19 protein-coding genes are annotated in these 24,254 nt (G+C 66.0%); 13 read left to right on the top strand and 6 right to left on the bottom strand.

Features of this window, described 5'->3' with window-relative positions; genetic code table 11:
- The first annotated feature begins 673 nt into the window (after nucleotides 1-673).
- From BLW41_RS04315 to BLW41_RS04305, 3 genes are all read left to right on the top strand, one after another.
- Nucleotides 674-1,654, top strand: a complete 981-nt coding sequence (locus tag BLW41_RS04315) for a hypothetical protein (RefSeq protein ID WP_093116518.1) — start codon at nucleotides 674-676, stop codon at nucleotides 1,652-1,654.
- Between the two features lie 147 nt (nucleotides 1,655-1,801).
- Entirely contained in the window at nucleotides 1,802-3,835 is a 2,034-nt protein-coding gene (locus BLW41_RS04310) for a glycosyltransferase (protein WP_093116516.1), read from the top strand.
- Entirely contained in the window at nucleotides 3,820-4,893 is a 1,074-nt protein-coding gene (locus BLW41_RS04305) for a class I SAM-dependent methyltransferase (protein WP_177169329.1), read from the top strand. Before BLW41_RS04310 ends, BLW41_RS04305 begins: the two co-directional genes overlap by 16 nt.
- A 177-nt stretch (nucleotides 4,894-5,070) precedes the next feature.
- Here the strand turns inward: BLW41_RS04305 and BLW41_RS04300 are convergent, their stop codons facing one another.
- A complete protein-coding gene (locus tag BLW41_RS04300) occupies nucleotides 5,071-5,790 on the bottom strand; it encodes an MgtC/SapB family protein (protein ID WP_177169328.1) in 720 nt (239 codons plus the stop codon).
- A 78-nt stretch (nucleotides 5,791-5,868) separates the two neighbouring features.
- Here BLW41_RS04300 and BLW41_RS04295 point away from each other — a divergent pair, with 78 nt between their 5' ends.
- The 4 genes from BLW41_RS04295 to BLW41_RS04280 are packed head-to-tail and all read left to right on the top strand — an operon-like array spanning nucleotide 5,869 to nucleotide 10,558.
- Complete coding sequence (locus BLW41_RS04295; RefSeq protein WP_093116510.1) at nucleotides 5,869-7,113, top strand: ABC transporter ATP-binding protein; 1,245 nt, start codon at nucleotides 5,869-5,871, stop codon at nucleotides 7,111-7,113.
- Entirely contained in the window at nucleotides 7,110-8,012 is a 903-nt protein-coding gene (locus BLW41_RS04290; protein WP_143038578.1) for an ABC transporter permease, read from the top strand. Before BLW41_RS04295 ends, BLW41_RS04290 begins: the two co-directional genes overlap by 4 nt.
- Before the next feature lie 21 nt (nucleotides 8,013-8,033).
- Nucleotides 8,034-8,387, top strand: coding sequence for a hypothetical protein (locus BLW41_RS04285; RefSeq protein WP_093116506.1), 354 nt, complete (start codon nucleotides 8,034-8,036; stop codon nucleotides 8,385-8,387).
- Nucleotides 8,384-10,558, top strand: a complete 2,175-nt coding sequence (locus BLW41_RS04280; protein ID WP_093116504.1) for a glycosyltransferase — start codon at nucleotides 8,384-8,386, stop codon at nucleotides 10,556-10,558. Before BLW41_RS04285 ends, BLW41_RS04280 begins: the two co-directional genes overlap by 4 nt.
- 55 nt (nucleotides 10,559-10,613) lie before the next feature.
- On the opposite strand, the gene BLW41_RS11365 is transcribed toward BLW41_RS04280, so the two are convergent.
- Nucleotides 10,614-12,719: a DUF2142 domain-containing protein gene (locus tag BLW41_RS11365; protein ID WP_143038577.1), complete on the bottom strand. Its 2,106-nt coding sequence runs from the start codon at nucleotides 12,717-12,719 to the stop codon at nucleotides 10,614-10,616.
- Nucleotides 12,720-12,739: 20 nt separating this feature from the next.
- On the bottom strand, nucleotides 12,740-13,921 hold the full coding sequence (locus tag BLW41_RS04270) for a glycosyltransferase family 2 protein (RefSeq protein WP_093116500.1): 1,182 nt from the start codon (nucleotides 13,919-13,921) through the stop codon (nucleotides 12,740-12,742).
- A 181-nt stretch (nucleotides 13,922-14,102) separates the two neighbouring features.
- Here BLW41_RS04270 and BLW41_RS04265 point away from each other — a divergent pair, with 181 nt between their 5' ends.
- Both BLW41_RS04265 and BLW41_RS04260 read left to right on the top strand, forming a co-directional pair.
- Nucleotides 14,103-15,311, top strand: a complete 1,209-nt coding sequence (locus BLW41_RS04265; protein WP_093117345.1) for a glycosyltransferase family 4 protein — start codon at nucleotides 14,103-14,105, stop codon at nucleotides 15,309-15,311.
- Nucleotides 15,312-15,340: 29 nt separating this feature from the next.
- Complete coding sequence (locus BLW41_RS04260; RefSeq protein ID WP_177169326.1) at nucleotides 15,341-16,069, top strand: class I SAM-dependent methyltransferase; 729 nt, start codon at nucleotides 15,341-15,343, stop codon at nucleotides 16,067-16,069.
- Here BLW41_RS04260 and BLW41_RS04255 read toward each other — a convergent pair.
- Entirely contained in the window at nucleotides 16,033-17,223 is a 1,191-nt protein-coding gene (locus BLW41_RS04255) for a glycosyltransferase family 4 protein (RefSeq protein ID WP_218138245.1), read from the bottom strand. The two genes, BLW41_RS04260 and BLW41_RS04255, sit on opposite strands and share 37 nt — an antisense overlap.
- A gap of 68 nt (nucleotides 17,224-17,291) precedes the next feature.
- Here BLW41_RS04255 and BLW41_RS04250 point away from each other — a divergent pair, with 68 nt between their 5' ends.
- The 4 genes from BLW41_RS04250 to BLW41_RS04235 are packed head-to-tail and all read left to right on the top strand — an operon-like array spanning nucleotide 17,292 to nucleotide 21,877.
- On the top strand, nucleotides 17,292-18,416 hold the full coding sequence (locus BLW41_RS04250; protein WP_143038576.1) for a glycosyltransferase family 4 protein: 1,125 nt from the start codon (nucleotides 17,292-17,294) through the stop codon (nucleotides 18,414-18,416).
- Between the two features lie 45 nt (nucleotides 18,417-18,461).
- Nucleotides 18,462-19,751: a glycosyltransferase family 4 protein gene (locus BLW41_RS04245; protein ID WP_093116494.1), complete on the top strand. Its 1,290-nt coding sequence runs from the start codon at nucleotides 18,462-18,464 to the stop codon at nucleotides 19,749-19,751.
- Nucleotides 19,736-20,890 carry a glycosyltransferase family 4 protein gene (locus BLW41_RS04240; RefSeq protein ID WP_093116492.1) on the top strand — a complete coding sequence of 385 codons (1,155 nt, stop codon included), beginning with the start codon at nucleotides 19,736-19,738 and terminating at the stop codon, nucleotides 20,888-20,890. Before BLW41_RS04245 ends, BLW41_RS04240 begins: the two co-directional genes overlap by 16 nt.
- A gap of 12 nt (nucleotides 20,891-20,902) precedes the next feature.
- Complete coding sequence (locus tag BLW41_RS04235; RefSeq protein ID WP_093116490.1) at nucleotides 20,903-21,877, top strand: glycosyltransferase family 2 protein; 975 nt, start codon at nucleotides 20,903-20,905, stop codon at nucleotides 21,875-21,877.
- On the opposite strand, the gene BLW41_RS04230 is transcribed toward BLW41_RS04235, so the two are convergent.
- Both BLW41_RS04230 and BLW41_RS04225 read right to left on the bottom strand, forming a co-directional pair.
- A complete protein-coding gene (locus BLW41_RS04230) occupies nucleotides 21,831-23,318 on the bottom strand; it encodes an oligosaccharide flippase family protein (RefSeq protein WP_093116488.1) in 1,488 nt (495 codons plus the stop codon). The genes BLW41_RS04235 and BLW41_RS04230 overlap by 47 nt on opposite strands.
- Nucleotides 23,315-24,178 carry an FkbM family methyltransferase gene (locus BLW41_RS04225; RefSeq protein WP_093116486.1) on the bottom strand — a complete coding sequence of 288 codons (864 nt, stop codon included), beginning with the start codon at nucleotides 24,176-24,178 and terminating at the stop codon, nucleotides 23,315-23,317. The genes BLW41_RS04230 and BLW41_RS04225 overlap by 4 nt, the downstream gene beginning before the upstream one ends.
- Nucleotides 24,179-24,254: the final 76 nt, after the last annotated feature.

The following is a 24,254-nucleotide window of genomic DNA, read 5'->3' as shown; positions in this document are numbered from 1 at the left end:
CGAGGATCGCCCAAATCGCGGACTGCTGATCGGCGGAACGCCCGACCTTCCGGGACATATCTCAATCCGAGCTCAGCCCCCTAGCAACGGGACTTACGATTGCCCTTAGGATCCCGGGTACAGTGTCACCGCCTCGCCCCAATACCCCTCTCGGGACCGGGCGTCAGCGACCCCGCGCACGCGTGCCAGAGGAAGGGGACCGTTCCTCTCGCCCCTTGCGCCTACCAACACCGCAGGGCCTGGCACGACGCCTGGTTGTTGTTCTGCCGATCGCGCTTCCCGCAGCGCTCGCTGTGTACGCAGCATGGCCCGGCCACATGTCAAACGACAGCCTCGCGATCATCACACCCAGGCTGAAAGCGGTCGTTACACAGATTGGCTGGCACCCTTGCTTGCAGCGCTTTGGCACCCCTTCTACACACTCGGGGTCGGGCCCGGTTGGATCTTAACGGCGCAGCTGATGTTGTTTAGCACCGCCGTTTTTGCATTGTTCCGACTGGCCTGCCCAACCCTAATTGCCGCACTTGCGACCGGCGCTACGCTCATCTGTCCTCCAATACTCAGTATGCTGATCTTTCTGAGTCGCGACACGTGGTTTGCAGTATTCATGACCGCCGCAGTCGCCGCTCTTGCGCACTCTGCGCACCCCTCTCGCCGGAGCAGCCGGCGTCAAATGCTCGCGCTTCTAATCGCCGCCGCGTGCTTGCTGCTCGCCCAAGCTGCACGCCAGAATGCTTTCCCTGTTATCGCTACCGTCGTCACCGCGTACTCGTTTCTGGCCTTGCGCCGTAGCGGCTCCCACCGAAGTGTGATCCGCCTTGGGATAGCAGGCGCCGCCGGACTACTGTCGGCGATCCTCGCCCTCGCCGTTACTGAGGGGGCCAAGCGCTTGTTACCGATTAGCCGTCTTCATCCCGAACAGGCTCTTTACGTATACGATCTAGCCGCCCTCTCCGATCGCGCGAACACCCTATTGCTCCCGCCACGCCCGCGCATGCGAACGGTGGGTGAACTACGCGCTAAGTGGGTGCCCGAGTCACCTCGTGCACTGCTGTTTGGTCCGGATGCGCCTTATCCCGCTCCCCTCTCTTCACGCGACGTGTCCGAGCTCGCGGCCCGATGGCGCTCCGAGATCCTCCACAGACCGGTAAGCTACGTTCGAGTGCGTACTCGACTCCTTCTGTCCCTGCTCGGCGTCAGTCAACGACCGGTGTGGGTAACACATCCTGGTATCGACCCCAATAATCTCGGTCTTGCGCTGCATTTTCACGGCGCTAACCGCGTTCTGCGAACGTATCTCGGTGCTTTTGCCGACGAGCGAAACAATGGTTCGGTGATCTACAGACCGATGCTGTGGATAGTCGGTGCAATCGCCCTGCTCGCAGTATTGCGCAGACGCACCCTCGAACGCGTGTACTTCGCAGGCACGCTCTTCGTGGCCAGCGCGATCGGTTATAGTTTTGGCCTGCTGGTGATGGCACCTGTTTCTGCGTACCGCTATGGATTTCCGGTGTTGCTGTTCTCGTTTTTGGCGTTAGCGACAGGCGTATTAGCCGCCGTGGGAAGAAGGCGCGCAGCCCCGGTCGAGCAGGGAGCCGGGCCAGTCGACAAGCTCCGCTCAGCGCGGGGCATCGCCGGCGCACGGGCGGTATGAGGAGATGGTCGCTAGTTACCGTTGATGGGCTCTAGTTACGCTGGTTACGCCGTTGTGGTGAGGAAGGCCCTGAAGACGTAAGGTAAGGTAAGGTAAGGTAAGGTAAGGTAAAGTACGTGGCTCCTTCTAGATTCCTGGCTGATCGTTATGCGTCCTAGCGTCTGCTTCGTCACGCGCGAGCTCTACCCATTTTGGGGCGCGGGTATTGGGGTCCAAGTCGCGGGAACTTTGGCGGCGCTGGCCGATGCCTGCGACCTGACAGTTGTTACCACGGCGGCGCATCGCGAGCGCTTCGAGCGCTGCCGGGGCTCGCTACCGCGGTGGCTTCAAGGTGTGCAGGTTGCGTTTGTAACAGAACCCGAGCAACGGGGTGAGTACTACAATCACATGCACGCCTACAGCGCTGGTGTTTTTGAGTGCTTGCGCGAGCTCTTTCCGCGCCGTGGCCCCGACTTAATCGAGTTCCCCGACTACCTTGCGGAGGGTCTGGTCACGGTTCAGGCGAAACGCGCTCAGGACCCCTGGTTGCGTAACACCGCTGTCGCGACGCGCATCTACACGACCGCTGAACTATGTGCGGTGCTCGAGGGCCACCTTCCTCAAGATTTCGAGACGGCAACAGTACTCGCAGCGGAACGGTACTGCCTGAGCCACGCCGACGCGTTACTTTGGGCTGGGGGCGACGTGTTGGCAAGCTACCAGCGCTACTACGGCGGAAATCAGCTGGCACCCGCCTTGCGTATCAGACACGCACTTCCCGATCCCGAGATCTTCCAGCAAGCTTCTCAGGGGCCGGACGATCCCAGGCCGCTACGGCCCTTGCGATTTCTCTACATGGGCCGCTTAGAACGGCGAAAAGGGGTCGAGGACCTCGTGGAGGCATTCCTCTCGCTGGCGGAGCGGTCCTGGGAACTAACGCTGGTCGGTGGCGACACCGAAACTGGCCCGCTCGGAGCCTCTCTCCGTGTCCAACTCGAAACCGTTGCGGCCGGGGATCCCCGCATCCGCTTCGAGAGCGGCGTTCCCCGCACGAAGCTCGCGGAGTTATTGGCAAAGCACGATGTCGTGGTTTGTCCTTCTCTCTGGGAGAACTGGCCAACCGTGGTACTCGAGGCGTTCGCGTGCAACCGGCCGGTCCTCGCAACGCCAGTGGGCGGGCTTACCGAGATGGTCCGCAGCGAAGACGCAGGGTGGCTCGCTCGCAGCACCGGCGCGAGCGCCCTGGCCGACGCGGCTGAGGAACTGGTCAGGAACCCACAAATCGTTCGCACCAAGATCGCGGAGAAGCGGCCTAGGCGGGCCTTCAACCGCCTGGCAGACCCAAAGCTTGTGAGAGCAGGTTACGATTCACTACTTCGCTCCTTCAGAGATCGGGCAAAGGCGCGTTACATACCACGCAGCACGCCGTACACTTACAACGGTGGCAGGGAGTCCCGGCTGAGACTAAGCACACCTCGTGCTACGCCGCTCGTCTCGATCGTAATCCCTTACTTTCGGATGCATAAGTACGTTGAGGAGGCGGTCCAATCTGCTGTCAGGCAGACCCATGAGCGCATCGAAGTAATCGTAGTTAACGACGGGAGCTTTGAACCTGAGGCGCGCATTCTCGATCTCCTCGTAACGCGTTACGGAGTGCGTGTGTTCACGCAGCACAACCAAGGTCTAGGAGCGGCCCGCAATGCGGGCATCGCGCACGCCCGAGGCCGGTACATCGTACCATTAGACGCCGATGATGTGCTGGAGCCGCGGTTCGTTGAGCGGACACTCGAAGCCTTGTGCGGCGACCCCAGCCTCTGTTACGTAACGACATGGTCCCTTTACGTCGACGACAGCGGAGAGCCGCTCGGCAACGGCTACCAGCCATTAGGGAATGAGGCCCGCGAGTTGCTGCTTCACGGCAACGTTGCCGGCCCCGCAACCGCCCTGATGCCGACAGCGATCTTTCATCGCGGCTTCCAGTACACAGAAGATCTTGTGTCGTACGAAGACTGGGACCTCTACGCACGCTTCGCCGAGGCCGGTCTCTATGGATGCGTTATTCCTGAGCGGCTCTTCCGGTACCGGGTGCGCGGCGACTCGATGCTCCGCTCGGTAAGTGAACGGCGGATGGCGCGTCTCCACGGAGAGCTGGCGGCACGCCGAAAGGAGGGGCAAAGCAGTTGGACGTGCAGGAACGCTTGAGTCTCGAAACGGTCGCGTCGGACTCGCTTATCGCGAGCGAGCACGTCCTTCGCTACGAACTCGCCGCATCGCTGTGTGCCGGTAAAAAGGTGCTCGATCTCGGCTGCGGAACCGGCTATGGCAGTGCGATCCTTGCCCGTAGTGCTCGCGAGGTGGTTGGCGTAGACATCGATGAGGCCGCGATCGGGGCCGCCCGCGACGCGTTCTCGGCGGTCTCTAACGTCGAGTTCGCGGCAGTCGATGCGCTCCATGCGCTTGACCGCGGAATTGGCGGCTCCGTCGACGTCATCGTCTGCTTCGAGGTGCTCGAACACCTCGCACAGCTCGATGCGGTGGTCTCGCGACTGGCAACCCGGGCTGAGACTGGAACCGCACTCATCTTCTCGGTCCCGAACAGCAGGACGTTCGAAGAAGACAATCCTTACCACGTCACGGACTTCGACTACTACGCGTTCCAGAAGCTGCTTGCGGCATTCCCCGAGCCACGTATCGCGCTCTTTCAGTTTCACGCCGAGGGTTCGGTAATCGTCGAGTCGCCGGATGAGCTGCCACGCGATCAAATCCAGGCCGAGATGCGTCTAGCGGAGCATGGGGAGCCGGAGTATGCAAATCACTTCCTCGGGCTCGTGGGGTGGGATCGTGAGGCGGTAGAGGCCGCCCGAGCTCGCCTGCGCTTCAGCGTGGCTCCTACCTACAACCGTTACATCCGAGCAATCGAGCTCTCTAATCGCCGCCTCTGGCGCGAGAACGCGCGGCTGGCGGCGCGGCACATCGGCTCCGCGCGTTCTGGGGCGGCGAGCATGCAGGCCACGATCAAGGAGCTCCGAGAGGAGGTAGCCGAGCTACAAGAGAGGCTCGCTCAGCTGCGCTCGGATCTCGCCAGACGCCAGGAGGAGCTACAGCAGGTGCAAGGGGAGCGTGACCGCGCGCTCGCGCTCCTTGCTACACCACGCCACCGGGCTGTAGAAACGCTGCGCAAACGGCTCGCTCAGCACGGCTGGCTGTTGCGTTTGGTGCGCGCCCTGTGGGGCCTGGTTCGGCCGCCCCGAATCGACTAGCGGCGACCGGGCCGAGTTTTGCCGGCCTGCGCGAGCCGCTTCCGCTTCTCCCGCTCCTTCTTCTTGCGCCGCCGCTCGTTGCGCCAGCGAACGACTCTTCGATCCCCGCGTCCCATTGTGCGCGGAATGCTGCCAAAAAGTCAGGTGGCAGTCGCCGCCTCGCGGGCTCTCCCGCTTTCAGCCGCGTGCCCGCAGGCCGCTGGCGCTTGCCTCGAGCACGCCGGCGAGCGAACGGATTTGCTCGAGGGCGCGCGGAAAATCGACCCCTGGCGGCACCAGCAACTCCAGCACGTACGCGCTCACCTCGTCCTCGCGACGACTGCGCAGGCCCTCGACTTCAATCCCCTGCTCGGCCAGTAGCGCCAACAGCGGATGCAACGAAGCGGCGCTCGCAAGGACCACTTCCAGCAGCACGAAGTCGCGGCGCACGGCGGCGGCGAAGCGCTCGCGCAGCCCGCGCAAGCCGACCAAGGCGACAAGCCCCAGCAGCGTCGTCGCCACCGCACCGAGGTAGTAGCCGGCACCTGCCGCCATCCCCACCGCCGCCGAAATCCACAGCGCGGCGGCAGTCGTCAAGCCCCGAACGCTGATCCCCTGGCGAATGATCGCGCCCGCACCGAGAAAGCCGATGCCGGCGACGATTTGGGCGGCGATGCGGGTCGGGTCGTAGTAGGTCGCCGCGGTCCCGCCCGGCCCGGGCAGCGGGCGACGGAAATCGAGGAACGCGTAGGCCGAGACGAGCGTGAAAAGCGCCGACCCCAAGCCCACCAAGATGTGCGTGCGCAAACCTGCCGGCTGGTCGCGCGCCTCGCGCTCCAGCCCCACCAGCCCGCACAGCACGACCGCCAGCGCAAGTCGTGCCACGAGCTCCCAGTCGCCAATACCGATGCTCCTCACGATGCCGCGCTCCTTATCCTCTCACCGCGTCCGCGCCCGGCCGTGGCTCGTAGCCCGCGGTGAGGCCCCGTCAGAGATATGAGCGACCATCCAACGTCCGCACCGGCCCTTGAGATCGAGCGTGCCACGAAGAGCTTCGTGGTCTCGCGACACCAGTTCTCGACCCTCAAGGAGCGTGCGCTCCATCCCCTCAAGGCGCGCGAGGTTCAGCGCCGAACCGTTCTCCGCGACATCTCGGTGAACGTCGCTCGCGGCGAGTTCTTCGGCATCGTCGGGCGCAACGGCAGCGGAAAAAGCACGCTCCTCAAATGCATCGCCGGCATCTACCAGCTCGACTCCGGCCGGATCCGTGTTTACGGCCGGCTGGCGCCGTTCATCGAGCTCGGTGTCGGCTTCAACTACGAGCTCACCGCGCGCGACAACATCCTCACCAACGCCGTGATGCTCGGACTCTCGCGACGCGAGGCACGGCGGCGCTTCGACGCGATCATCGACTTCGCCGAGCTGCACGACTTCGTCGACATGAAGCTCAAGAACTACAGCTCGGGGATGGCCGTACGGCTCGCTTTCTCGGTCGCGATCCAGGTGGACGCCGACATCTTCCTGGTAGACGAAGTGCTGGCCGTCGGCGATGCCGCCTTCCAGCAGAAGTGCTTCGCCGAGTTCCGCCGCATGCGCCGCGAAAACCGCACCGTACTGTTCGTGACCCATGACATGGCGAGCCTTACTCGTTTCTGCGAGCGCGCGATGTTGATCGAAGGGGGTCGATGCATCGAGCTGGGGCCGGCAGAAGACGTCGCGCGCCGCTACAACGAAGTCAACTTCGGGCGGCTCGCCGACGCCGAGATCGGACCGCCCGGGCGCCACCTGCGGGCAGTGTGGTTCGAGAACGGCGACGGTCGGCGCACCACACACGCCGACCAGGGCGGTCAGGTCTCGCTTTGCTGCGAGATCGATCCGCCCCCGGTAGAACCGGAGGGCGGAGCGCTCGCCCTCAAGGCAACTCTGCGCAACGACGTCCGCCACACAATCGTGGTGCTCGACACGCGCGCCCCGCAGTGCAGCGGCGCCGAACGTCTCGGCGCCCTTGCGGAAGCTGGCGAACCGTTCGTGGCGAAGCTCTCCTTCCCCTGCCAGCTGGCGCCGAGCGCTTACTCCGCCACGGTCGAGCTGGTGCGGGGCGACCAGCTCGTCGACCGCCTCGAGGACGCTGCTGCCCTGACCGTCCACTCGCGCTTCTTCTCGGGCGGCGTTTGGGACGCGCCGTTCGAACTGACGGTTGCTGGTGCCCCGGTAGCGGCCGGAGGGGCTGCGTCGAGGTGAGCTCCTCAGCTACGCAAGCAACCCCCCGGCAGCCCACTGAGCAGGTTCGCGGGGGACCGGCGCGCGCGATGTACGCGTACGCCTACGACCCGCGGCCGGAAATCGTCGGCAGCGACCCGCGCCGCTTCTTCGCGCTGGTCTTCACGCTCGCCGTCAACGACTTCAAGTTGCGTTTCTTCGGCTCGGTGCTCGGCTACCTGTGGTCGCTGATGCGGCCGCTGCTGCTGTTCGGCGTGCTCTACGCGATCTTCACCCACGTCATCCGCTTCGGCGGCGACATCAAGTTCTATCCCGTGTACCTGCTGACGGCGATCGTTATGTTCAACTTCTTTGCCGAAGCCACGAACCGCTGCGTCACCTGCCTGCTAGAGAGCGAGAGCCTGATTCGCAAGGTTCGCTTTCCGCGCCTCGCGATCCCCGTGAGCGTGGTAACGAGCAGCCTCCTGAACTTCCTGCTCGCGCTGCTCGCAGTCTTCGTCTTCTACGCCGCCCAGGGTGTCGAACCGCAGCTGCGCTGGCTTGAGATGCCGCTGTTGATCCTGGTGCTCGCGCTGTTCGCGCTCGGTTGCGGAATGCTCCTGTCAGTCCTCTACGTGCGCTTCCGCGACGTGCAGCCGATCTGGGAAGTAGCGCTCCAGGTCCTCTTCTACGGTTCCCCGGTTCTTTACGTCTTGACGGTCGCACCGGAGGCCTTCCAACGCAAGCTGTTGGCGAACCCCATAGCCTGCGTGCTTACGGAGATGAGACACGCGATGATCGACCCAACGGCACCCGACCTGTTCGAGTCGATCGGCTCGAACTGGAACCTGCTGGTGCCCGCAGGCATCCTCATCGGTACGCTCGCGCTCGGCACTTACCTGTTCGCGCGCGAGGCGCGAACCGCGGCCGAGCGGTTGTGATAGCCAAGGGGTACGGGCGAGGTGAGCGAGCACACGCAAGCACAGTCGACGCCCGAAACGGGTGACGGCGCGGCCCCCTCGGGGACCGAGGGGGAGCGCGATCTGCGCGCCCGCATCGCCGCTCTCGAAGCCGAGAACCGCGAGCTGCGCGCCCTGCTCGAGCGTCGCGAACGCGAGCATGTCGAGCAGTTGCGTAAGGTCCACGAGGCGCTGGGTGAGGCCCAAGAGCGGTTGTACTGGCTCGACCGCTGGCACATCGACCTGAACGCGCTGATGGAACGCCCGGCCGGCGAGCGGGCGCGCGCGGCGGCGCGTGTGGTGCGCGACGTGACACGGCCGGTGCGTTCGCTGGTGCGGCGTCTGCGCAGCGCATGACACGCGCCGGTGAGCCAACGATCGGGGTCGTGATCCCGACCCGTAACGCCGCCCGCTGGCTCGAGCGCACGTTGGCCGTCCTGCGGGAAGAGCCCGAGCCCGCAGAGGTGCTGGTGGTCGACTCCGGTTCGAGCGACGGGACTCCGGAGATCGCGGCGCGTCAGGGCGCGCGGGTGGTCTCGATCGACCCGCGGGAGTTCGGCCATGGGCGCACGCGCAACCTCGCGATGGAGCTCACCGATGCCGACCTGGTCTGCTTTCTCACCCAGGACGCCGTGCCCCTGCCCGGATGGCTTGCAAGCTGGCGCCCGGCTTTTGCGCGGCATCCACGGGTCGGCGCAGCGTTCGGGCCGCAGCTCCCGTGGCCGGACACCCCGGTCCCGGTTGCGCGCGAGCTCGACGAGTTCTTCCCCCGCTTCGCGCACCCGACGGCGCCCGACGAACCAGCTGTGCTCGGGTCCCTCGACGACCCATTCCTCTCCAACGTCAACGCCTGTTACCGCCGCGACTGCTGGCGCGAGCTGCGCTTCCCGGACGTCCCATACGGCGAAGATCGCGCGTTTGCTCTGGCGATGCGCGAGGCGGGCTGGTCGCTCGCTTATGTGCCGCGCGCGCGTGTGCGCCACGCCCACGCTTATCCGCCACTTGAATTCGCTCGCCGCTACTTCGACGAGTTCCGCGCTTTGGCGCTGGTCTTCGGTTACCGGGAGCGTTGGCTCGATCCCGTTGCCCTGCTGCGTCGGGTGCTCGGGGAGACGCTTCGCGACGTGCACTGGGCGCGCCGGAGGCGGGGCGTGGGCGCCGTTCGGACACTCGCCCGGTCGCCGCGCTGGGCGCTCCACCACGCGATCCGCGCAACGTTCGCGCCGCTCGGCTCGCGCGGTCTCGCGCTGCCTGCGCCGCTTCAGCGCGCGCTCTCGCTGGAGGGCCGCGCTATTCGACGCGGCGAGCTCGCCGTGGGCGCTCGAGGTGCAGACGAACGTGGCGTGGGCGATGCTGCGCTCGCTGTCCGAAGAGTCGAACCTTGGGATGCTGCCGACCCCTACCTTTGCGGGCGCCTCGAGCGCGAGGGTCCGGCACCGACGCGCCCGCGCCTGGTGCACGCGAGCAACGGCGACCGGCCCCTGCACGTCGCTTTTGTCGTTCCGCCGTGGGAGCGAGGCAGCGGCGGCCACATGACGATCCTCCGCTTCGTCCGCTACCTCGAACAGCGGGGGCACACGGTAACGCTTTGGCTGCACGATCCCCGCGCCGAGCGCCGATGGGCGTGGAACGGCGTCCTTCGTCACTCGATCGTGAGCGACTTCATGCGGGTGCGCGCACCCGTGTTCAACGGGTTCGATCAATGGCACGGTGCTGACGTTGCAGTGGCGACGGGTTGGGAGACGGTGTACCGCGTGTTGCTACTTCCCGATGTTGGTGATCGCGTGTATTTGGTGCAGGACCACGAGCCTGACTTTTTCCCAGCGTCGGCGGAGCGGGTTTTGGCCGAGCGCACCTACACGTTCCCGGAGCTTCGCATCGTCACGGCGGGCCGCTGGCTTTCCGAGCTTTTGCGCGAGCGCTACGACGTGGAGAGCGACTTCTTCAGCCTCGGTGTCGACCACGACGTGTACAAGCCGGATCCCCGCGTCGAGCGGATACCGATGAGCATCGCAATGTACGGCCGCTTCGTTACCGGACGACGGGGCGTGCCGTTGGCGCGCGACGCGATCGCGTTGTTGTGGGAGCGGGGGATTCGCCCGCGCGTGTTTGTGTTCGGCACCGAGGATCCGCCAGGGCTGCCTTTTCCCTATGAGTTCGTGGGAGTGGTTCCCCCGTCGCGCCTCGCGCGTCTCTACAACGAGGTGACCGTCGGCATCGCCCTGTCGCTCACCAACTACTCGCTCGTACCACTCGAAATGTTGGCGTGCGGACTGCCGTGTGTCGATGTCGCTGGAGGGAGCTTGGAGCGGGAGTTAGGTCGTGATGCGGGGGTGGTTTACGCGGAGGCGCAGCCGGCGGCAATAGCCGACGCGCTCTTTTCCGTCCTCTGCTCAAGTGCAGAGCGCCGACGCCAACTCGCCCAAGCCGCCACAGCCGCCACCGCGTCACTCGAATGGGCTGATGCTAGCGCTCGTCTTGATCGGCTTCTCCGCATGCTGGCGCACTCCGAAACACCGGTCCTCTGACAGCTCCCGTTGCCTGGCTCGGGAGTAAACACACCTCGGCGCCCAGCCCTCGCTCCTACAGCCAATACCGGTTAATCGTCGCGGCCAGCGCCGAAGCAGCCCACAACACGCATACGCCGATTCCCATCACCCCGACGCCGCGCCGCAGTCTCACCGGAACGCTCTTCACCGCGGCCGGCACTAGTGCGAAGAAGGCGGGAAGCAGCGGCAACAAGTACCGCGCCTGCCGGAACGGTGGGCCGCCCGCCTTCACTGACGTATAGTCCGCCCACGCGATCACCACTAATAGAATCCCTGTCATCACTGGTAACACTGCGGCCAGGGCCCGCACCCTTCGATCGTGTAATACGCTGCACTGCCGATCGCGCTGCGCGTGGTTCCGAGCCCACGTTAGGGCAGCGAGACCGAGCACGCAAATAAACATTACCGCAACGACGACTTTCGTCCATGAAGGCGTCGCGTAGTCTAAATATCCAAAGCGGCCCGCTAGTCCGCTCAACCACACATCTTTTAGTGGCTGGCCCGGAATCAGATCTTGTTGCCACGGCATGCGCGGCAAATACAGCTGCCAGGCCCAGCTCACAAATTCCCGTACCGACCTACCTGCAACAGACGTAGAGCCAGCTACTGCACTAGCCTGATCCGTTACCGCTCGCGCCAGAAGCGGACGCGAGCTTACTAGGGACCAAGCCGTGTACAACAGCATTGGCATCCCTATTCCTATTATGAAAGCTGCGGTACTCCTGAGCGCACTCCACCCGCCGTGCCGGCGGAGGTGTCTAAGGGTACCGAGAATCGCGAAAAAAAGAAAAGCCGGTGCCAGGGCGCTGCCAGTAAGCTTGACAAGTGAAAGACAGGCTATGCCTAACCCTAATAACGCAGCAAGCCAGCGCCCCCCATAGCAGATTAAACGTAGACCTAAGAACAGTGTGACTGCCACAAGCGCAGCTAACGCCACATCCGGATTAACACCCCCGCCGAGAAATGCACCAAGTGGAAAGAGGGCCGCCGCGATACCTACCGCAAGCGCCAGTCGGGGCCGTCCTGGCTGGAGCTCCCCTATGAACGCGTATAACGCTAGCACGAGCAGGGCGAACCACAATGCGCTTATCATCCGCATAAGGAGGAGTTGCTGGGGAACTGTTTTGAAGATAACGGCGGGAAGGGCTAGGGAGAAGTAGTAGAGAGGCGGCTGACCCGTGGCGTTAGTGCTCACATCAGCCATCGTGTTCGACAACGCCGTCACTTGATCAATCTGGTGTCTCAACTGATCCGACCAGGGCGGTCGCCCGGAAGGGTTGAAGGCTACCGATCCGGTTTGAAAGGCAGCGTGGATTGCTGCCTCTTGGGGAGATGCAAGATCCGTGAACCGGCCCCTGGTGGAAGGACCGGTGCCATGCTGTGCGAGGTATACAGCGTAGGCATAGTGCACCTGCTCGTCCGGCACTTGGAAGGGTGGCACCAACAACGCCCAAAGAGCGGCGTGGGCCCAGGCAAGAACTAGTAGACCTGCGATCGTCTTACGGTGCGAGTTGAAAGTGCGTGAGAAAAGCGTGCGCAGAAGGATCAGGAGGGCGATCGACAAGGCGCAACCCGTTAGTAGGAGCAAGGTGATTGCGCCGGCGGGTGGTAGCGCGATGGCAGCGCCGAGAGATAGGCGCCGCAAAAGATCGGCCAGCAGTAGCAGGCGGGGCTGAGACTTGGCGCGCTCCAGGCGTAGCGCAGGTGTCGCACCGATTCCCAGCAGCTGAGCACTCTCACCGCTTCGGCCGCGAATACAGACCCGGGCTGGCTCGCGAACAGGGGGAACGGATAGGACCACCCGGGCTTCTCGGCCACGCAGCCGCAGAAGCGCTTCCGGACCGGGCTTGGCGCGGCCGTCCGAGCGGACAATGGCCTGGAGGCTCGTTTGACCACCGGTGCGGTCGACGTTCAAAGACCTTACGACTAGGCGTGCTCGAAGCGGCTCAGGCCCGAGTGCGGGTACGTTCACACAGCGCTCTGTAACGCGGTGGCCGAAGGTGGTGACTGGCTCACTTGGTGAGGCTGGGCTGACAAATTCTGGGAACCGTACGGGCCAGGAGAGGTAGTAGACAGCTCCAACCAGTGCCAGCGCACCGAATGCCGCGATGATCAGTCCTCGCCGCAGCCCGCGCTTCATGGCGCCACGACGCGCCCCCCTCACTTCCGCCGCAGCCCCAAAATGCTAAGCAGGAACGATGAGAAAAAGACTTGAATGCCGACCGTTATGAGCGTGGCTGCGAGCACCGCGAGGCGTTCCTCGCCCAGGCGACCGAAGCCCCGGTCGGCCCATGTGAGAGCGATCGCCCCGCCAATCACCAGCCCGATCAGGGTGACGGCGCCGCCAAGAAGCAATCCGTGCTCGAGCCGGAATCGCGAGCGTGCCCAATCGAACCAGCGGTCCTTCTCGCCCATGAAGTAGGTGCCGTAAGCGTGGGCGCAAAGGCCGAGGGCAAGGACCTGTGTCCCCACCACAGCCAGAAGCGAGCCCGCGATCATCGCGTGCAGCTGCCAGGTACGACCAAACAGTGGAAGGCCGGTAAGAACCGTCGTCATCGCGAACGCACCAGCGAGCACCATCGCAGCGCCCGGAAGGACGAACAGGTGCGTTGGGCTGTGCACCAGCAGGAACCGCAAATGCCGCCAGCCGTCGCGGAAAGTGCTGAGCTTCGACTCACCACCGCGCGGGTGATACTCGATCGGAACCTGCGCTATCCGGAGCTTCTCCTTCGCCGCCCGAATCACCATCTCGGAAGCGAACTCCATGCCGGTGGTGCGCAGATCGAGACGGGGCAAGATGTCGCGACGGAACGCCCGCATACCGCAATGTGCGTCCTTCACGCCGGTGCGGAAGAACAGATTCAAGATCCCCGTAAGTACCGGATTGCCGACGTAACGGTGCAGCCAGGGCATTGCACCGGGATGGATGTTGTCCATGCGGTCGCCGATCACGAGATCAGCGCCCCGCTCCAGCTCAGCGAGGAAGCGAGGAATGTCGGCGAAGTCGTAAGTGAGGTCGGCATCCAGCATCACCACGTAGTCGCCACGGGCCGCCGCGAAGCCGGCGTGGTAAGCGCTCCCGTAACCACGCCGCGGCTCGTGCACCACCCGCGCGCCCGCGCGCCGAGCAAGCTCCGGGCTGCCGTCCTCGGAACCGTTATCGGCGACGATCACCTCGCCATCGATCCCGTGCTCGCGAAAAACGGCCTGAGCGCGCCGCACACACTCCTCGATCGTCTCGGCCTCGTTGAGGCACGGGATCACAACCGAAACGCGCGGCCCGGATCTGCGCCGCGCGCCACGGGGCTCGCTCGCTGGTTGGCTGAGAGTGCTGCGTTCCATCAATCGAAAACGACGGCCGCGTCGCGGGGCGTCTGACACGGTCGGCTCGAAACAGTTCCCGCGCTCGTCAGCAGCCCGCGCATCCTCCTCCTCCTCGAAAACCCCAAGAGCTCGAGGAGTAGCGGAACACGCGGGCCACGGCGACGCAAGGATGGTACCGGCGCCGGAAGAATGCGTCGGCGTGCGCGTCTGCATCATCTACGACTGCCTGTTCCCGCACACCGTTGGTGGCGCCGAGCGCTGGTACCGCAACGTTGCCGAGCGGCTCGCCGCGGCGGGGCACGAGGTCACCTACCTGACGCGTCGCCAGTGGCCGCGCGGCGCCGATCCCGGGGTACCCGGGGTGCGCGTGGTCGCGGTGGCGCCCGGGTGGGGGCTCTACACACGGGACGGCAGGCGGCGCATCATGCCGCCCCTCGCATTTGGCATCGGCGTGCTCCGACACCTCCTGCGCCACGGGCACCGCTACGACGTCGTCCACACAGCCTCGTTTCCCTACTTCTCCGTGCTCGCGGCAGCGCTCGCGCGCGCCCTCCACCGCTACGAGCTGGTAGTCGACTGGCACGAGGTCTGGTCACGCTCGTACTGGCGCGAGTACCTGGGACCCCTTGGCCCCGTCGGCGCATGGGTGCAGCGGCGCTGCGCGCGCGTACGCCAGCAGGCGTTCTGCTTCTCCCGCCTCCACGCCGAACGCTTACGAAGCGAAGGACTACGCGGCGAGCCGACCGTCTTGCGCGGGGAGTACGCGGGAAGCGCCACTCCGCGCGCGCCCGAACCAGCCGAACCGTATCTGTTGTTCGCCGGCCGCTACATCCCCGAGAAGCAAGTGCCGCTGCTCGTCCAGGCATACGCGCAGGCAGTGCAACGAGCGCCCGAGCTGCGCCTCGAGCTGCTCGGCGACGGACCCAAGCGCCCACAAGTCGAACAGCTCGTTCGCCGACTTGGTCTCGAGGACAAGGTCGCTATCCGCGGCTTCGTGCCGCCCGAAGAGGTCGAAAGGCGGATCGCCCGCGCGCTCTGCCTCGTCCTCCCCTCGCGGCGCGAGGGCTACGGCATGGTCGTCGTCGAGGCGGCCGCCCGCGGCGTGCCCAGCATCGTCGTTGCGGGGCCAGACAACGCGGCGGTCGAGTTGATCGAAGGGGGCGAAAACGGCTATGTGTGTCCTGAGCCGAACGCCGCTGCCCTCGCCGCAGCGATCCTCAAGATCCGCGACGCCGGCGCGGATCTGCGCGCACGGACGGCGCGCTGGTACCAACGCAACCGCGAGGAACTCTCGCTGGAGCGGTCGCTGGCGACACTTCTCGCCTTCTACGGACGCGATGTTGCGCGACCTCCGCACAACCCGCCCTCCGCAACTCAGAAACGCCTCGCGCAGACCTCCGACCGCTGACGGCAAGACCAAGCCTTAGGGTTCGCCGCGTGAGCGTCAGAGAACGCCTGCGCCAGCTCTACGAACAGGCCGACCAGGAGAACCGGCAAACGATCCTTCGCCTCGTACTACCGGCACCGGGCGGCACACTCCTCGATGTCGGTTGTGGCGATGGCAGCTGGACCCTCGAAGTTGCCAGCCGCACCGAGGCAAGCCATGTGATTGGTCTCGATGGGTCGTCACCGCTCATCTCCGCGGCGAGTAAACGCGGGATCGACGCACGACTAAGCGAACTCGCTGAGGAGTGGCCGCTTCCCGAGCACTCGGTTGACATCGTGCACTCCAACCAGGTAATCGAACACCTTTCCGACACCGACCACTTCTTCCGTGAAATACGGCGTGTACTGAAGCCCGGCGGGTACGCGATCATCTCGACTAACAACCTTGCGAGCTGGCACAACCTCTTCTTCCTAATACTGGGCTGGCAGCCACCAGCGGCCCACGTATCCGACGAGGTGATCGTCGGCAACCCAATCAACTTCGACCAAGGCGTCACCTGCGGGGAGGGCTCGTACCCGCTTCACCGCAGGCTCTTCACGCACCGCGCACTTGCGGAACTAGCAGGTCATCACGGCCTCACCCTCGATGCTGCAAGAGGAGCTGGTTACTACCCGCTGCCGGCGCGCGCGGCGCGAGTCGCGGCGCGACTCGACCCCACGCACGCTGCGTACCTCGCTCATCGCTACGTTGCCGGGGTTTCGGCGAGCGCAGCCCGATAGCTCGCGACCGTCGCCTCGGCGCACGCATCCCAGCTGAACCGGCGAGCCCGCTCGAGGCCGGCCCGACGCAACGCAGCGGCTAGCTCGCGGTCGAACAGAAGGCGCTCGATCGACGCCGCGATCGACGCTTCGCTGAGGGGATCGAAATAGAGCGCCGCAGGGCCGGCAACCTCGGGCAAGCTGGCGCGGTCCGACGTCGCTACCGGTACCCCGCGCGCCATCGCCTCGAGTACCGGCAGACCGAAGCCCTCGTAGAGCGACGGGAAGACGAACAGCCAGGCAATCCGATAGACGGCCTCGAGCTGCTCCGGCGGCAGCCAGCCCAGAAACACAACGTGGTCGCCGATTCCCGTTCGTTCGGCGAGCTGCTCGAGCTCGCGCTCGTATGGAGTCGGATAGCCCGGTAGCACGAGCAGCGGCCGACGCTCACGAGGGATCAGCGCAATGGCGCGAATCAAGCGCTCCAGGTTCTTGTGAGGACGCTTCGCCGAAACCGACAGCGCAACCGGGCGCGGTGCAGCAGCGAGCCGCGCGCTTAGCGCGCTGGGTAGATCGTGAGTGCTCGCCGAGGATCGCTCTCCCGGCGCGCTCTTGCTCAGGGCTTCCGCCGGCGAGCTGGTCGCGGTAACCGGAACTTGTCCGAGGCCCTCGGGCACGACGTCGACGCGCTCGCTTGGTACGCGCAGCAGGCGTACGACCTCGTCGCGGGTCGCTCTGCTTGGCACGATCACGCGCGCAGCGGTCCTCGCAGCAGCCGGCACGAGCAGCGCCATTCCTAGCGCCCGCGGACCAAAATGGGTGCGCGGAAAGCGCGCGAAGGCGAGGTCATGGACCGTCACCACCCGCCTCACCCGACCCCACGTAGGTCCAGTGGAAGCCAGGCTGTGCACGAGTTCGACGCCGAGACGGTGCGCGAGCCGCGGCACCTCCAGCTGATCCGCGCGCACCCAGTCAAGCCGTCGGCGGGGATCGAGGGGCAGCAGAGCAACCTCGGCCATGCGCGCGAGCCGATCATCCGCCAAGGTGCTGGATAGCAACAGCACAAGCTCGATGTCGCGCCTCCGCGACAGCGCCGCCACAAGCTCGCGCGTGTACGTCTCGAGCCCGCCCATGCCGCCTTGCGACAAGAACGCCGCGTTGATCGCGATGCGCACGGCGGGGCAGCGTAGCCATCGCGAGCCGCTGTGCGGCGGTGCGCTCGCCCAGCCCTAGCCTGTCGGCGGTGGCGAAACCGCGGCGAATCGCACTGAACGCCCTGTTCCTAGCGCCGGGCCAGTCCGGTGGAACCGAAACCTACCTGCGAGCGTTGGTGCCGGAGCTCGCGCACCTCAGGCCTCAGTGGCGATTCGCAATCGTCACGACCGGGCGCGGCGCAACGGCCCTGCGCGCTGACGGTTTCGAGGCCTTCGCGGAGATCGTCCGCCTACCCGCCGAAGAGTTCCGCCGCACGCGCCGGCAACTGGCGGAGCAACTGCTGCTACCCGCTCTCGTGCGGCGGCGCGGCTTCGATCTGTTGCACGATCTCGCTGGGACGGGGCCGATCTTCGACCCCGGCCTCGCCAGCGTCGCCACTGTTCACGACTTGATCTTCAAACGCATTCGGACCATGGGAACCCTCAGTACGTGGGGCATGGGGTTCGTGATCGAGCGAGTCGCGAAGCGCGCAAACGCCGTGATCGTCCCCTCGCAAGCCGCGGCAAGAGAGATCGCCACGACCCTGCGACTGGAGCCCGAGCGGATCACGGTCGTACCGCACGGCTGCGGGCGGCAACCAGCGACCCGTCCGGACGCGCAAGCTGTGGTGCGCGAGCGTTACGGTCTGACCGGCAAACGGATTGTGCTCTGCGTCGCCGCGCTGCGCCCCCACAAAAACCAAGCGGTGCTGGTGCGTTCGCTGCCGCTTTTGCCGAGCGACGTCCAACTGGTCCTCGTCGGCCGACCGGAGCCTTATGCGCAAGAGCTGCGGAAGCTTGCAAGGCACCTCGAAGTTGCCGCGCGCGTTGTCATCACCGGAACCGTTACCGACGAGACGCTGGAAGGACTTTGGTCGCTCGCCAGTTGCGCGGCGTTTCCAACTCTCGCCGAGGGATTCGGCCTCCCGGTCCTCGAGGCGATGGCGCGCGGGGTGCCCGTCGCCTGTTCGGACATCGCGGTGCTGCGCGAGGTCGGTGGCGACGTCCCCACCTACTTCGATCCGCACGACCCGCGCGCAGTCGCCGAAGCCCTCAAGGTAGCGATGGAGCGTGGTGACAACGGTGCCGGACCAGCTCGTGCGGCGTGCTTCTCCTGGCGCCGCTCAGCGGAGGCGACGCTCGAGGTCTACGATCGCGTGCTCGCACGTTCGTGACTGACCACCGACGAACCGGGCACGCTCGTCACTCAGGGATCACAGATGAGTGAACAGATCCGGCCACGCGTCCTCTTGATCCGTGGCCACCAAACCAACTCCTGGCACCTGCGTCCTTGGCGTTACCTAACGGATCGCTACGACATCGTCGTGGCGCAAACTCGTCGTAACTGGTTCGACACAAGCTCTCTGGGCCTCGCGACAATCGAGGCGCCCGCTCTCCGCGACCTGCTGCCGCCAGGCCGCATCGGGCACGAGCTCGCCCGCATCCCGGGCGATCGCTACCTGCGGCCACGGCGACTGTTCCGCGGTTTCGACATCGTGCACTCCCAAGACCTCGGCTTTTGGTACTCGATGCAAGCTGCCAAGTACCGACGCGAGCTCGGCCACAAGCTCGTTCTGACGGTGTGGGAGACGATCCCTTTCATCGACGCTTACCGCAACATCCGCACCCGTCCCTACCGTCGGCGAGTGCTCGCGGAGACCGACCTGTTTCTGCCAACCACGGAACGCGCTCGCGCGGCGCTGCTGCTTGAAGGCGCGGAGCCCGAGCGGATCGAACTGTGCCCGCCAGGCATCGACGACGAGTTCTTGCGCGCGGGTGCTGGACCGTCGGCGGGCGAGGAGCCAGGCGGACACGATGACAAGCACCGAACAGCCGGGCGTGAAACCACGAGCGCCGGAGAGAGCGGGGGCCAGCACTTGATCCTCTCCGCCGGACGCCTGGTTTGGGAAAAGGGCCACCAGGACGTACTCCGTGCAGTCGCTGCAATTAAGCGCGGGCTCGTGGAGCACCAGCTAGCCCAGCCCCCACGGGTCTTGGTCGTCGGCAGGGGACCCGAGGAAAGGCGACTCAAGCGATACGCACGCGAGCTTGGGATCGGCGAGCTGGTCGAGGTTCGTCGAGAAGTGCCGTACGCCGAGATGCCCGCGCTCTACCGACGGGCGTCGTGTCTGGTGCTCGCAAGCTTGCCGATCTGGTCTTGGGAGGAGCAGTTCGGGATGGTCATGGCCGAAGCCGCGTGCGTCGGACTCGCGATCGCTGCCGCGCGGTCAGGCGCGATTCCCGAAGTCGCACCGCGGGGGGCGCTGCTGTTCGATCCCGGCGACTGGCTGACGCTTGCGCAGCTGCTCGTGCAGGGACCGTTGTCGCGCGAACCGGGCGCCCGCGTCAGTTATCCGCGCGAGCAGGTGGATCGCTACTCGGGGCGCGCGTTCGCCGAACGCCTCGATCGCGCCTACCAGCGAGCACTCGGGGGCTTCCTGGGCAGCAGCGCCTCTCGAGCGAACCGCGCCGAACCAGAACTTGAACGGACCCGATGCGGGTCCTGCTGACCATTCACCACGATCTCGATCGAGACAGCGGAGCGCCGGGAGCGACGCTTTCGCTCGCCAAGGGCCTCAAACAGCTCGGGGCCGAAGTCACGATCTTTTCGTTCGACGACCTCCCGCGGCGCCTGCCTGCGCTTGCCAAAGAGGCGTTGTTTCCCGAGTTCGTGGCACGCGAGTTGTGGCGCTCCGCGCACCGCTACGACGTGGTCGACGCTTCGACGGGTGATGCCTGGCTTTGGGCGCTCGGGCGCAGACGCTCGCCGACACTCGTGACGAGATCGCACGGCCTCGAGCACGTCGGCTGGCAGGCGGAAACCGCCCTCCCGGGAGCCGAAGCACCGCGCCTGCACCTGCGCACACGCCTCTATCACGGGTGGTGGCGGCTGCGGGAAGTCGAGCTATCGCTGGCTTTGGCGGACGCCTGCGTGTTCTTGAACTCGGGCGACCGCGAGTGGGCCAGCGAGCGCTTCGGCATCGAGCGTACGCGTTGCTTTGTGGTCGGAAACGGTCTGCGAGACGAACTCCTGGCGGCCGCCGAGACCGTCGAAACCGGCGACCACGTGGCGATCGTGGGCAGCTGGAATCCACGCAAGGGTTGCCTGACTGCGGCCACGGCGATGTCCAAGATCGCGGCGCACAACCCGCGCGCCCGCTTTCGCTTGTTGGGGACGGTGGCCGACGAGCGGCAGGTGCTGAGCTCACTCGACCCCCAGCTGCGACCGCGAGTGACGGTGATCCCGCGCTACCAGAACGCCGAACTACCACGGCTGCTTGCGGGCTGCGGGGTGATCGTCGCACCGTCGCTAGCTGAGGGATTCAACATCGCCCTGCGCGAGGCAGCTGCCTGCGGCCTGGCACCGGTCGCCAGCGACATTCCCGCGCATCGTGACTTCGTTGAGCACGGCAACAACGGTTTGCTGTTTCCCGTAGGAGACGCCGAGGCGCTGGCTCGACAGGTACTGCGCGCGCTCGACGACCCGGAGCTCAGGAGGAGACTCGCAGAGCAAGCGGCGCGGGCGGCTCGAGCGCTCCGTTGGCGAGCAATCGCGGAGAAAAACGCGCGCATCTACGAGCGCGCCGCCGCATTAGGACGGCCCCGTAAAGCGAAGATGCTTGCGACCCTCGTAAGGCGGCCCTCGTAAGGTTGCGCGCACGTGACCGAGGAGCGCGAACAGACGCCAGACACACCGAAGGTCAGCGTGGTGGTGCCGACGCGTGATCGGCACGCCTCGCTTGTGCGCACACTGGCGGCCCTCGAGCGTCAGGAGGGCGCACCTAGCTTCGAGGTAATCGTCGTCGACGATGGCAGCGAGCCGCCGGTCGAGTCGGCGCGACTGCCGCGCCCGCCTCGGCTACGCGTCATCCGCGGGAGTGGTCAAGGGCCGGGCTCCGCACGCAACCTCGGCCTCGCGGCGGCGCGGGGGGAGATCGTGTTGTTTACCGACGACGACACGATCCCCGCGCCGCAGTGGATCGCCGCCGCTTATGAGCGCCTCCGCAAGGATCCGTCGGCGGTCGGCGTGGAGGGCCCGGTGCGCTCCGCCCCATTCGACGCTCTATCCGAGCACAGCGTGCTGGTCGAGCGACCGGGGGCTCACGTCACCTGCAACATCGGCTTCCGCCGCTCGCTGCTCGACCGTGTCGGCGGCTTCGACCAAAGCTTCTTTGCGCACTGCGGCTACTGCCACTGCGAAGACCTCGACCTCGCCTTCTCGGTAGCCCGCTTCGGACCGATCGTCTTCGAGCCGGAGATGGTCGTCGAACATCCGCCACGCCCAATGCGCTACCGGGAGCGCATTCGGCGGGCTCGCGGGGCACGCGCCGAGGCGATCCTCTTCGCTCGCCACCCCGAGCGCTTCGGCCGCGCACGACACCTTCCGCCGCGGCTCTTCGCCCTGGTGTCAGCGTGCCACCACTGGCTCGAGACGCTGCGCCGCGGCGACCGTGCGGGCAAGCGCCCGATTAGGTGGCTTCTGCGCTATGCGCTCACGGCCCCGGCAGCTCTCGCCGTCGCCGCCTGGTCGCTCGTCCGCTGGCCCCAAAGACCGCGGCTCGCGAAGCGCGGCGGGGGGCCGGAGCGCCTCACCGAGCTCCCGGTAACCGGCTCCCCGGCCACAGCGCGTCGGTGACCTCGCGCGGCAGAAGCCGCAAGCGCCACGCCACGAGCAGAAAGGACGCGCTGGCGAGGAACGCCGCCGCGACCTCGGCGATGGGCAGGAGGTGGCCGACCGCAAAGCAGGCAGCTGCGATCGCTAGTGCCTTGGCGACGGGGCGCAGATCCGGCGCCGTCGATGAGTCAGCGCGCACCAAGAAGAACAGCAACGAGCCCGCCAGCGCGAGTTCTCCGACCACGGCCGCGAGCGCCGCGCCGGTCGCACCCAGCACCATGACGAGCGGCACCCCCAGGGCGGCAACCGTCGCTAAACCGACCAGGTTCACCGTGATCAGCGCTCGCTGCTGCCGGATCGACACGAGCGCTAATGCCCACGCCTGCGTCACGAACGCACCAACTAACCCGAACACGTGGATCGATAGCACTGGGGCCGCGCCTTCGTAGCGACTCCCCCCTAACAGCTCGATAGCCGGTCGCGCTGCGATCGATACCGCGATCGCCAAGGCCAAGCCAGCTACGAACGCTGCCTCCGTGGACCGCTGCATGGCGTACGCCAAACGTTCCCGGTCGTAAGCCCCGGCGTGCGCCAGCACCGGAAAGGCCGCGCCGACCATGAGCTGGGGAACGCCGACCAGCACTTCGACCACGCGATAGGAAGTCGCAAACAAGCCGGTCGCTTGAGCACTCGCAAGGACCGACATGAGGATCACCAGCGCCCGCATGTAGACGACGTTGACGACGCTCGACGCGGCGACCGGGAGCGCCTCCGCGAGCAGGCGTCGCCATTCCCGAGGAGCGAAGCGCGGTCGCAGCGCACGCGCGGAGCCGATCAGCAACACGGCCACAAGGACGCTCACGGCCCCCGCCGCGATGTGGTTCAGGAAGAAAGCAGCGAAGGGCGCGCCGATCGCTACCAGGCAGGCGATCCCGATCGCGATCGCTGCTTGCCTTGTTAGCTCGACAGCAGTGGCGCTGGCGAAGCGCAGCTGGGTGGTGAGCGGTACGACCAGTGACCCGGCGACCACAGCGAGCACCGTCCCCGCGCCGGCGAGTGCGATGCCTTCGAGCATCGGGCGCTCGTAACCCACGGCGAGACCGAACAGCAGCGCCAGCAGCACGCCGATCGGCGTGATCACGAGCCGCAGCGCGACCAGGTCGGCAAGCAGCGCCCGCCGGGCGCGCTCGGTCGGAGCGGTGGCGTACTCGCGCTGACCGATCAAGGTGAGGCCGGCGTCAGCCAGGCCACCGACGATCGCAACGACCGACATCACGGTGACGTAGCGACCGAAATCGGCGACCGACAGGTATCGGAGCAGCAGCACCGACGCGGCGGCCGTCAAGACGGCGCCGGCGGCGTAGCCCAGGGACCTGACCAGCCCGCCACGGATTACGCGGCCGCCGGCCTCGCGTGACTCGAGCGCGGCGCCCGTCTGAGACCGCGCCTCGGCTCCGCTCATGAAGCTCGGTGGCCGCCGGTGCGCTTGGCGAGGAGATCCACGAAAGGCCGATCGAAGCGTGCCCGCTCGACCGGAACTAGCGTGCGTGAGCGTTCGTCGATCGCCTGAGCCTGAAAGTCGAGCTCGGCAAGCGCGGCCAGCAGGTCGTCGGGAGAAAAACCGGCTCGTTGCAGAGTGCCGGGGTTTAGTTCGCAAAAGAGGGTGATGTCGGGGCTTGCCGCGATGATGCTGTGGGATCCCTGAAGGGCCGCGACCTCCGCGCCCTCCACATCAAGCTTCATTACGTGGATCGGCGGCGCCTCGACGAGCAGCTCGTCGAGCGGCACGCAGTCAACCTCCACTTCTCTCTCGCAACCATCCTCGGTGCTGAAGAGGTTGCTTAGGAATCCCTCCTCGTTGACGTGGAGAGTGGCTTTCTGACGCTGATTCGAAACCGCCACGTCGAGCACCGTCACCCGCTCCGCGAGGCCGTTCAGTGCGAGGTTTCCCTGGAGAAGAGCGCGGGTCTGCGGATTCGGCTCGACCGCAATGACACGTCCGCTAGGCCCAACCGCGCGCGCAGCAAGCAACGTGAAAAGCCCGATGTGGGCGCCCACGTCAACGACCGTCCCGCCCTCAGGGATCGACTCGACGAAAAGGTCAAGCAGGTAATCCTCGGCCCCGCCTTTGATCGTGCGGATGTAGTGAGCGTGTGAGGCAAACGGGGCGCGCAAGCGCAGGCCCCGCACCTCCTCCTCCATCGTTCCGAGCGCGCGCAGCGCATACGGACGCACGGCGTCGATCGCCCTACCGAAACCCAACCGCCGAGCGAGGGCAGCGACCTGCTCGGCACGTTCCAGGCTTGTCAGGCGGCGTGGCATGAAGCTTCTGACGACCGGTGACCAGCGGCCGCGCTCGGCGCTGATCAGCGCAGGCGGCGCGGGCAGCAGCCCCGCA

Origin of the sequence: Thermoleophilum album (assembly GCF_900108055.1) — a bacterium.
Classification (GTDB): domain Bacteria; phylum Actinomycetota; class Thermoleophilia; order Solirubrobacterales; family Thermoleophilaceae; genus Thermoleophilum; species Thermoleophilum album.
This window is presented reverse-complemented; position numbering and strand designations above follow the sequence as displayed.